Here is an 11127-nt window from a genome sequence, read left to right as displayed (position 1 = left end):
TACATTTTCATGCCTTTCTAGTTGTTTTGTCGTTATTATAATTATAAAGCATGAAATGGAAAACGAGCAACTCCTAATTGGAATTGCTCGTTTTTTATATGTGAGAAGCTAGTTTTTGCCCAGCCTCACAGCAATTCGTATTTCACACTCCAAATCTGACCTACTAGTTCATTTTCAAGAGCTGTAATCGTAGCTTTTGATGAAGCAACTTGATTTTTCAAATTGTTCAAAGCAGCTACTTCTGTTGCCAACTCTGATTTTGCTGTTGCGAGCGTCGATTCTTTTTCTGCAAGAACTGCTTTAGCAGCTGCCAATGTTGCTTGTTTTTCTTGAATACTTGCGTTCAAGTTAGCCACGGCTTCATTTGCAAGTCGAAGAGTTTCTTGAGCTGTTGCAAGGGCTGTCTGAGCTGTTGTATTTGTATCTTTGGCAGTAGCAAGGGCTTTCTGTGCTTCCTGGTTGGTTGCCAACGCAGTATTGTAAGCAGATTGTGCCTGTTCGTAAGTGCTACGGATAGCTGCACTATCATTTGGATTAGCGATAGCTGTGGTGCTGAAGGTATTCCCAGACCAGAGGTCAGTTGTGTCAATATCGTTCAAGTGGACACTGGTTGCACCTGCCACTGAAGAAATATCTACACCAAGATACGTTGCAGTAGCACGACTTGAAAGATCCAAACCTGTCACAGATGACGCGTGTAGCCACTCACGTCCGTTGTATAGGAAGTCAATCATAGCACGGTAGATAAGTGATTTTACATTATCTACGTTCGTTCTACTTAGAAGGTTTTCCAGGTGTTTAAATTCTCTCCAACTGTCACTTTAGTAAAGTAGTTTCCTGCTTTATCCAGAGTGGAGTCGTTGTGGCTGAATTCTACGATACTTTCCCATCCATAGTTATCTGCTACATATCCATCAGTTACCAAATCAGAAGCTTTTACACTGCTTGTAGTTACAGATGTAGAGACCGTTCCAAATTTAGCTCGAACTTGATTTACCAAGTCAGATGCAAATAAAGAAAGCTCTGTTAGCAACTCGTCAGACATATTGTTTACATCTTCAATTACAATCAACTTGTCATTCGCATTTGATTTGTAAGTATTTGCTGCTCGTAAACCTTCGTTGATCTCTTTTAATTTGGCAACTGCGGCTTTGTAAGCGTCACTGCCATAGCGACTATCCTTATATTATCTTAGTGCTTCTACATATTCATCTGATACAAAAATGGTATTAATTGAGTCATAATCCGCTTTTGCAGTTGCCAAAGCGCTTGTAGCAGAATCCAAGGTCGCTTGTGTGCTCGCTGCAGTTGATTGAGCAGCTTCCAATGTTGCCTCTGCTGTGGTTGCTGTTTCTTGTGCAGATGTTACAACTCTCTCTTTTTCAATGATAGAGATTGCACGTGCAGCGTCTGTTTCAAGGGCAGAAGCCAATTCATCTTGTGCAGTAGATACCGCAGTTTCAGCGGTTGTAACATTGTTTTGAGCGGTTTCCTGAGCTGCAATCACTTTGCTTGCACCTGTTCCGTCAAGACTAGCTTGGGCAGAATCAACAACTGCTCGTGCTGAAGTTACCTCTGCTTGTTTAGAAGTAACATTTTCCTGTGCAGAAGAAACAATCGATTCCTGTGTAGCAATAGCCGATTCTTGTTCACTTACAACATTCTGTGCGTTAACGATAGCTTGTTCAGTTTCTGTCACTTTGGTTTCAGCTTCAGTTACCGCTTGTGATGTAGCAGCGATATTTTCGTCAGTTGCATTTTCTGCAATTGTCTTCGCTGATGTCAATTCTTCTTTGGCTGTCGTTACAGCAACCGCTTCTGTATTGACCGCATGTTGCTGTTTTTCAACAACTGCTTCCTGAGTTGCGACCGCAGTATTAGCCGCATCCAATTCGGATTTAGCTTGTTCTACTTCTCCCTTTGTAGGAACTGTTGTAGCATCTGTACTTTGAGCAGAGTTCTCAACAACTGTTTCCGGAACGTTGGTAGTATCTACTTGTTCTGCCTGAACTACCACTCCAGTCGACGCAACTAACGGCACCAATAAGCTATTAAGGATTATCTTCTTGTTCATATTGTTCTCCTATATTTTTATTAAAGCTATTACAACACAAACCATCCTTATAAGTCTATTTTTATAGTCCTTTTGAGACCTTTTAACTATCCTTAAAAACATATATCCTTAGAGGATAGGAGGATAGGAAATGACCCTTGATCAATATGTTGCAAAACAGGTACAAAAGTTACGAAAAGAATTTAAACTAACACAAGAACAATTAGCTGAAGCAGCCAATATCGATGTGTCTTCAATCGCAAAAATTGAACGTGGAGAACGTTCAAACATCAAGGTTAATACCTTAGATAAATTAATTAGCGCCTTCAACATTTCAACAACAACTTTCTTCAATGACTATCAAGCAATCGACAAACCGATAGATCCCTTACTCGACACCTTGCAGACAAACTTATCAAATCTAAGCAGTAACAAACGCAAAGAGTATTTATTAATTTTCGATGCAATTCTAAAAGCCGGAGAAAACGATTAGTAGCAAATACACATAAACGAGCAGCGTGATCCTGCTCGTTTTTATCACATTCAAAAATACATACTAACCTTGTCTCTGCTACTCATATCCTTCTACTCTGCAATCTTAAAAAGTAACGGTGTGAATTTGTTGTGAAAAGTGGTGTGAATTTTGCTAAAAAATATCAAAAAACACCCCATGGTGTGAACCATGAAGTGTTGTAAATACTGTATTGTAGCTGGTTCTTAACGTTTTGAGGCACGAAAACTTTGTTTTCTGTGTAGCCATATCTGTAAGCGACTAAAGTCGCAACAGCTACGGCTACTGTTTCGTCAATTTAGAAAAAAACACTTCCCAAAATGGAGAAGTGTTTGTGTTGTACAATAATCCGAACAAACAGATTAACGTTTACTGAATTGTGAAGCTTTACGTGCTTTCTTAAGACCTGGTTTTGGGTAGCAAAAGTAAAACCTCAATAAAAGCTTATTAAATCAAGCTTTCAAAAGTCAGTTTCATTAAAAATAAGCACTTATAACCTAATCCTACAAACAATGGATTACCATTAGATTACCAAAAATTCGTTTTCGGAGCTTATGTAATTGAGGAAATGAACAGGAAAATCATTGTATAATTAACTTTTTTTATATTAACTTGCTAGTGACTTATATCACTCAAGATTCATACTCATAAAAAGCATAGAGTATTCGAATTTTAAAACTATTTCTCATTCACTGAAATAACAGTTAAGAGGAATATTATATGTCTCACTTAAATAATACTCAGTTGATAATAACAATTGCTTCATCTCAGTACTTAGTTTCGAAATCGACACACCTGGCTGTACAATGGTTATTCTCATATCAGTACTAAAGCCATCTTTTATCATAGATTTGATTGTCCGACAATCATTAATATTTCCTTTTTCAAACCGAGAACTCTGTCTTTTAGAAATCCGTATTGACTCTCTTTTTATCATTCTATCAAGGAAATCTAATAAATTATCTTTCCAAATAATTGATTTCTCTGCTTGACCACACACTTCGTATAAATCTGATACACGAGCACCTGGTTCATCACCATGTGAATATTTACAATGATACAGATTTATGAGTATTTTGCGCTCTGCTTCATTAGCACTTATTGTAACAATGTCTGCAATTTCTCCTGAACCATCATCGTCAAAAACTATCAATTCATCAGTATTTATCAATTTATTTATAGTTACATATTGAATGGATGCTCTATCCTTAGCAACACCTTGAGACTCTTTTCGTATATTTGTTCCATATTTTTTCCATTCTATCGGAACAAGCATCTCATTTGACAACGATGCCTTACTCCTCGGTTTATCTACAATTTGTAGATTACCCTCTAACATTACCCGAACCCCATCCTTCTGTATGAAAGAAATAGTTGGACTATGATCTTTTAAATATTGTGAAAATAAAATCTTATTATTTGATCTCTTTATAAATAAGTCATCTCCAGAAATTTGCAAAAAACCAAACCCCTTTTTATCTATGTGTTGTTGGAAAATAAATTTTCTTTCACTAATCCAAAGTTCAAAAATCAATAAGCCTTTTTCAAGACGAGGGTTCCTAAAGTCTGATTCAAAAAAATGATACAGCTTATCTTCTTTTTCAATATAGAATGCCCTTGCAGTTGAATTACTAGTTTCAATTATACTGTCAGGTGTTATTTTATAAGGAACCCCATCCGGAAATTCTGTAACAACTTCTGAAGTAAGTGAGTTTTCTAATATCATACTTGTATCAATATTAGTATCTAAAATTTTTGCCCCAATTTTTTGGCACCAATCTACCCAAAAATTAAGACTTTCAACCCATCTCATCCAAACTTTTCCTTTATAAGAACAACCTACACTTATTTTATTTCCATCTCTGTATCCATGTCCAAAAAGATTTGATTTGATTGAACCCAATGAAGTTGCTTCACTTATTCCCTTTCTTACATCAACCCCAGCAAACATCCGAAAACTGACATTTCCTCCAGGTATTTGTTTTAAACCGAGTGTTCCAATCATTAGTCGATTAATACCGTCAAGCACTCTGTAAATCTCATCTCCCTTGATTTGCATAGAATTAGGAAAAATTTGCTCTACCAAATCATTTCCTTTTCTACTATCTGACTCATTAATATGAATCAAACCTCTATACTCATCAAAAAAGATTACAAAAAAATTATATAAATATTCGACAAGATCTTTTTGATAAGACCAGTTAACTGTATTCTCTATTTCTTCAATAAATATTAAAATTCCCTTCTCTTCATTTATCAAGTGAGTAGTATGTTCTGCACTCAGAACATTTTTCCAGGCGTTGATATTTACCTCTTTCACATCCGTTTTATATATTCGAGAACTAATTTTCATCTTTATTTGAGATAAGTCAATATTACTTGCTCTTGTTTTTTCAAATTGGAAAATAAATTCTTCTATCTGAACTTCTTTTTCTATTGCTCTATCTGACTTAATTTGAAGCAGTTTAGTCCAATCCGCATCACGTCTATACAATTCATCGATATCTTCTTTTAAGTCTTCTGATGCTATATTAGTAATCAGTTTAGCACTGCCTAACCTTTCTTTACCAGACCTTGCAAACCTTCCCATAAACTGTAAAGTAATTGGTAATGACTTATATTTGTCGTGAATTGCAGCAACTTTAAGTGAAGGAATATCAATACCTTCACCAAACATGTCCACGCATACAACAATTTGTGATTTTCCTGATTTTAGTAGATCTAACGAATCTCTGTTTTGCGACTTTTTTCTATCAGAATGTATAATCACTGGATTATATATTTTGTAATTCGAATATATTTTATCGAATAACTCATCAGCTCTTTTTTTAGAGTTAGCTCTCGCCAAAAGAATGTGATTTAATCCCTTATCCAAATCACTTTGCAAAAGTTTAACTGCAACATCTGCGATTTTTTCATCCGATTTTGTAATATTATACTCATGGATAGGATGAAAATCAATTGGTTTAAAATAATTGTTTTGCAGAGCAAGAGATAAACTATATTTAAAAATTATTTTTCCATCAATTTTCTTACCATCATTTCGAAATGGGGTCGCTGTAAATTGTAAAATCTTTTTACCTGAGAACTTATCTCTTACTTTTCTCCAATCATTTGCAGCAAGATGGTGAGCTTCATCAAATACAACTAATTCAACGTTCGAATAGATTTTTTCAAACAGATCATTCGGTAACGCTTTAATCAGTGCTGGTGTAGTTATAATGATATTTATATTATCAATTCCATTAAATAAAATATCCTTTTCACTATCTTTCACAGTAGATTTATATAATAGACAATTAGGAAAAATTGCCTGATCAGATACAACTGAAATTTTAGGAAGAATCCCCAGATGTTTAACCTGATCAAAAAGTTGTTCTCTAAGTAAATTACTTGGAACAACAATCAAAGTTGTAGCAATACGCTCTGAGACTATTGTCGAAAAAATTGTTTCAGATTTTCCTGTTCCTGTCGGTAAAACTATTGTGGCCGGTTCATTAGAGACAACCCAATGAGAACGTATAGCAGAAAGTGCACCATATTGAGGAGGGCGCAATCCATTACCTAAAGAACCGTTAGCAACTTTCTCAGAATACGCTTTGCCCCAGCTTTTTACAATCTCTGATTTGGTAATTTTTTGATTATTAAGGTCTATTGAATAGGCTAACTTATTTGAACCAATATTCTTAATTTCTTGTTTGAATTTTTCCATCACAAAGCCTCTGTATCCTACTGTATCCTACTGTATCCTACTGTATCCTACTGTATCCTACTGTATCCTACTGTATCCTACTGTATCCTACTGTATCCTATCTCTTAGAGGATAGGCTAATTTTTCGTTAAAGTATAGTATTGATTTCTGTCATTTTTGTTTGCACCATACCAGTCAACCATCCCCAATTCTTGTAATTTTTTCATCGTTTTTACAATAAACTTGCGACTTCTTCCTGTCAGTTCAATCGCTTTGGCCGTTGTCATTTTCTCACCTGAATTATACATGTAGTGAATCAGCAATTGCTCATCGGCATTAAGGTCGCCAAAATCAGAGAACTGTTTTTCTAGGCTGTCTTGCGTACGGAGATGGCGACTGACAATATTGTTTTCAAGTGTTAGAACAACCTTATTTCCAGGCTCTGAGTATTTTGGTTCATGGAGAAAAGCTGATTCCATCTCTGAGTAAATCCGTTTAACTCCTTCATTCATCTCACGGACCCAACCAAACTCCGTCAGGGTTCTGGCAATCCGAGGATTTCTTGAAAACCGCTCATGCTTGATATTGTCAACAGTGACGATATTGGGCAATTTCCCCGGGCTATGAATCTCCAGTCGGTCATCAAACATGAGCACACGAATGTGATCCCCATAAACCGAGTAATCACGGTGAGTAACTGCATTGACCAGACCTTCAAACCAGGCAAATTCTGGATATTCAGGCAAGATTTGGAATTGCCCATTGTCATCCAGATATTGAAACTCACGCAGCTGGGTACGAATAAAATCGCGAGCCTTGATAATCAGGGTTGGCAGAGCATCATCAAAGGTTACTTCCTTGATGACATTAAAGCTAGTCCCTGTCCCCATGTCCGTGCCATCAAACCGCTGAAAACGAACACGAGCTTGAGGGAAGAAAGCTGACGGGTATTTGCCAAAAAGCAAGATAGCAGCCTTGGTCAATTTTCCATTGACCAGAAAACGCCGAGCTTTGAGGACTTCTTCTGTCGAACGGTCTGAAATATCAAATCGATTTTTGAAATCCTGAACCAGGTCATCATTGATGTCTTCCAAGGTCGCGTCAGCCACAACTTCATCCTCAAAGAAACGTTGTCCTTTATCATAGCTGAGCTGAGTTCGTTGTTCATAACTTAATTTTACCGTTTCATCCCCCTGACGCAGGTAAACTTCATCATTAGGCGCAGCAATCACTCGGTTTGAAGATAATTCAACCGAGATGACCAAAATAAAGTCTTCCTCACCCTTGTGATTAACGACAGGGATTTCTTCAAAAGATAAATCCAAAGGAGTGTCACGCATCTCACGGTCAATCTTTTTGAAATCTTCTATCGGATAGGCATTGCCATCTTTGAAACCCGTAATAATATTACCCTGTTTCTCATCTTCAATACCAATCACCAACTGACCACCATCCGCATTTGCAAAAGCAATCAGGTGTTTGAGAAGTTCAGACGGTTTCTTTCTAGCTGATTTTCTGTCTAGATATTGACTTTCTGGAGAAAATTGGTAGTGGGATAATGGTTTCTTATACTTCAAATTAAAATCTCCTTTCTAGTGTCAAATTCGCCTTCTTTTACCGAGAGGCACTCTTAGAAAAATCAATATCTTGAATAGATACAGCATTATCAGTTAGTTCAAATAACTCTTGACCTTTTATTGTCATATCAAAATCATTTATAGAATCTAGTGAAAACAAGACATAATATTCACTTTCCTCAGGTAAATCAAAAATCATTTTAATTTCTTCTCGATTTTCATCTATCTTTTGTTTGAAAGCCATCCTCGGATAAATAGTATATTCTAAAAATTGCAGTTCAACCCCAAATAACTCCAAAGATATTATCTCTCTAGTATTAACGACCCCTATTTCGACTCCATCCTCTAATTCAGGATGACTTGAAGCATAAAACTTCTCCTTATCAAAAGTAAAAGCAATTTGGTTTTTATTTTTGATTGCTACTAATCTATTATTGATAAATGATTCAAACAAAATTTTTGTAAAATAGACATCATCATTACTAATTTTATGTGGAAACTCAAAAGTAACAGAAAAAAATCTTTGTATTTCTCTAAGCGCTTCAAAAAAAATGTGATTCTGCTGAAACGCTTCAATTTGATTGTTATCAGGTACCAAAGTTTTATTAAATATCTTTATACCAGTTGTAAAGAACGACCTGATAATACCTAAATTTTTAAAATAATCATCCAAGGTTATTAAATGTTTATAATTTAGCTTCACTGTCATCTTGATGTTATTTGATTCTTCATCCAATATTATTTCCAAATCCATCAACTGATCTCTACGTGAAACAATTTTTATTTTCGTTAAGCTTGGATACGGAACTCTTTCAACAGGTAATAGAAGTCTTTCCTCTCCACTCTCGACTTCTAACGGTTCCAGCGCAGGAAATTTCTCAGCAGAACCTATCATTTGTTTTGTAACACCTGAACTCCCTAAATGAATAATAGTTGGAGGATTCTCTTGGAGCGATTCATCTAGTATAAAAATTTTTTGAGTCCTATACATAGCCTCAACTAATTCATTGATATTCTGTATTTTCATACCTTCAAATTCTAACGGAAACTTAATCCTCACTTGAAAGCTGTTCTCTTTACGATTCTTTCTAGAACGTAAAACATACATATCCTCCGTTCCTTCCATCAATTCATATGAGAATCCTTTTGGAGCCTCTAGATTAAGTTTTTTCCTTAAAGCTGTTGGAGCCTTTATTTCTTTGTTATTCGTTCTAGAAAATACTGAATTAAACTTTGAAATAGCCATCACCAATCCTCCTTCAACTCATCATAGACCATTATTTTTGATATTAGAACATCTTTTTCTTGAGATGATAGTCGCCGTCCTTTTCGTTTTCGACGGATAAATTGAATTAACCTATTTCTATTTTGAATCGTATCAACAAATATATATCTGATATCTTCTACATCGAATTTTAATACACCGTCACGTGTTTGCAGAATACTATCTGTATATATTTTGTTAATTTCTTCAGCACGAATTTCCTCTTCCTCAATTAACATTAATGGAAGTTCCCTAGGATTTAATTTAGGAATGTATCTCCACTCATGCTCATCTTGAAAATTCTTTTTTATTTCGATAACATTATTATCTCTATCTCGGCGTTTCATTTTACCTGTGTAAGGTTTAATCATCCGAATATACTCAAAAATAAAGTTCATTAGGATATCACTGTCCTCTGAGTAGTCACTATCCTTATTTATCAATATATTCAAAGCAGCTGTAAGCTCTTCCACTTGAACAGAGCTAGTATTTAAATAATGAATTGGCTGTATCCCTTTTCTGATACCAAACTCTTTATGAAAAGCTATTGAAAATTTACCATAGCCCTTGTCATTTAATAATATTGAATTTCCTTCAGCATGATAACTTATCTGATGTAACGGAATATCACAAAAACATGTCATAGGAATATACCACTCTGTTAAATCTTTAGAGTTGTATTTCAAATTTAGATAACTGATATCTTCAGGATAATACCTCGGACAAATGGCCATATTAAGTATGGCTTTTTCCAAATAAGAATACTCTCTCATAAAATTAAATAGCGCATTAGCTGTAATCTTTGATTGAATAACCTCAAAATCATCTAGCTCCTCCTTAGCTCGATAATTTACAATTGTTGTCATTGCCCCTCCTAAATATTAACTATTGTCCTTGATATCCTTATAAAATGCTCTATTTTTTCTTAGCCTTAGAAAAATTTCCTAATTTAGATTTTATAGTATTTGCGCATACTTCAGTCAAAGGCTCCCCTATTGCTTCTCTGTAGTTAAAACCTAACAGTTGCATTGTCTTCAAGGTGTCTTTATTCAGTAGTTCTGCCATCTGTTGAAACGATACAGTTTGTTCTTCAGTAACATTCCCAAATGAGCTAAATAAAGAAATAATTCGAATAAGAGTATTATGGAGATATTCTATATCCTCATCCTTAATAGTGACCTTTTCATATTCTTCTTTATAGATTTGTGCAATCCGGAGAGCCTCAGCCCTTTCAATAATTAACTCATTAACAATGTCATCGTAAGCACTTCTAAGTTTATCCGCTTCACGCTCAGTTTTCATTGATTGGATTTTACTATTTATTTTAGCTGTTGTTCCTTTGACAGCTAATATACCTAGTTCAATTCCAGCATTGACAACTGATTCTGTAATATAAGGTTCCATATTCCTACCCCATCTCCTAAAGACTTTGTTTTCCAATTTCTTTTGTCATACTGTCTGACCACTGCCTTTAGTTTTCTCTCCAAAATAGCTTGCAAAAAATTGCCATCACCTGCAGATGGCTCTAGAAAGGTCTTATATGCACTTTCACAAGCTTTTTTCACTCCAGGAGTATCCAGCATTTTCTGAACCATCCAAGCAGGTGTAAAGACTTCTCCATGTTTTTGAACACGTTGTTTTGATTTGATTAAATTCTCTTCCAAAGCCAACTCCTTGAAAACGTTTATCTTGACTATCATTATACCATTTTCCAATGAACACTACTAGATTTCATTAGTATTTTGTCTAAGGAAAGCACTAAATAAAATTAGATACTCATTTCTAAAATAATACTTTCTCATAAAAAACTTACATCAATGATACCCAAAATAATAAAAATTAAAAATATTGGTGTGAAAAGTGGTGTGAATTTTGCTAAAAAATATCAAAAAAACACCCCATGGTGTGAACTGCTCCCTGTCAAGTGGACAATGAAATAATAAAAGATTAGGCGACGGCCTTGTTCCTCATTTCAAGAGGGGCAAGGCCGTTGTTGCGTTCTTGAAATCGTTGATGATTATAAAAATAGAT

General features: G+C 35.2%; 8 protein-coding genes and 2 pseudogenes. 1 reads left to right on the top strand and 9 read right to left on the bottom strand.

The annotated features are described in order from the left end of the window. Positions 1-125: 125 nt before the first annotated feature. The 3 genes and pseudogenes from ODU34_RS09885 to ODU34_RS09875 form a co-directional block, all read right to left on the bottom strand. Entirely contained in the window at positions 126-794 is a 669-nt protein-coding gene (locus ODU34_RS09885) for an SEC10/PgrA surface exclusion domain-containing protein (RefSeq protein WP_261310916.1), read from the bottom strand. Then, positions 779-1153: pseudogene (locus ODU34_RS09880) on the bottom strand (SEC10/PgrA surface exclusion domain-containing protein); the annotation flags it as partial. The gene ODU34_RS09885 and the pseudogene ODU34_RS09880, both read right to left, overlap by 16 nt. Before the next feature lie 33 nt (positions 1154-1186). Beyond that, positions 1187-2074, bottom strand: coding sequence for a hypothetical protein (locus tag ODU34_RS09875; RefSeq protein ID WP_105179225.1), 888 nt, complete (start codon positions 2072-2074; stop codon positions 1187-1189). Between the two features lie 130 nt (positions 2075-2204). Between ODU34_RS09875 and ODU34_RS09870 the strand changes: the two genes are divergently transcribed. After that, the gene (locus ODU34_RS09870; RefSeq protein WP_105179224.1) at positions 2205-2546 is read left to right on the top strand and encodes a helix-turn-helix domain-containing protein; all 342 of its coding nucleotides are present in this window, start codon (positions 2205-2207) and stop codon (positions 2544-2546) included. A gap of 703 nt (positions 2547-3249) precedes the next feature. Here ODU34_RS09870 and ODU34_RS09865 read toward each other — a convergent pair. The 6 genes and pseudogenes from ODU34_RS09865 to ODU34_RS09840 all read right to left on the bottom strand — a co-directional run. Further along, positions 3250-6276, bottom strand: a complete 3027-nt coding sequence (locus tag ODU34_RS09865; protein ID WP_136647315.1) for a DEAD/DEAH box helicase — start codon at positions 6274-6276, stop codon at positions 3250-3252. A gap of 116 nt (positions 6277-6392) precedes the next feature. After that, on the bottom strand, positions 6393-7832 hold the full coding sequence (locus tag ODU34_RS09860; RefSeq protein WP_105179222.1) for an ATP-binding protein: 1440 nt from the start codon (positions 7830-7832) through the stop codon (positions 6393-6395). A gap of 37 nt (positions 7833-7869) precedes the next feature. Beyond that, the gene (locus ODU34_RS09855; RefSeq protein WP_105179221.1) at positions 7870-9078 is read right to left on the bottom strand and encodes an abortive infection system toxin AbiGii family protein; all 1209 of its coding nucleotides are present in this window, start codon (positions 9076-9078) and stop codon (positions 7870-7872) included. After that, positions 9078-9962, bottom strand: a complete 885-nt coding sequence (gene abiGI / locus ODU34_RS09850; protein WP_105179220.1) for an abortive phage resistance protein AbiGI — start codon at positions 9960-9962, stop codon at positions 9078-9080. Before abiGI ends, ODU34_RS09855 begins: the two co-directional genes overlap by 1 nt. Positions 9963-10011: 49 nt before the next feature. Then, complete coding sequence (locus ODU34_RS09845; RefSeq protein WP_029185830.1) at positions 10012-10500, bottom strand: hypothetical protein; 489 nt, start codon at positions 10498-10500, stop codon at positions 10012-10014. A 17-nt stretch (positions 10501-10517) separates the two neighbouring features. Continuing rightward, positions 10518-10760 (bottom strand): annotated as a pseudogene (locus ODU34_RS09840) (methylase); the annotation flags it as partial. Positions 10761-11127: the final 367 nt, after the last annotated feature.

It is taken from the genome of Streptococcus sp. 2018WUSS126 (assembly GCF_044427425.1).
Classification (GTDB): Bacteria; Bacillota; Bacilli; order Lactobacillales; family Streptococcaceae; genus Streptococcus; species Streptococcus hashimotonensis.
This window is presented reverse-complemented; position numbering and strand designations above follow the sequence as displayed.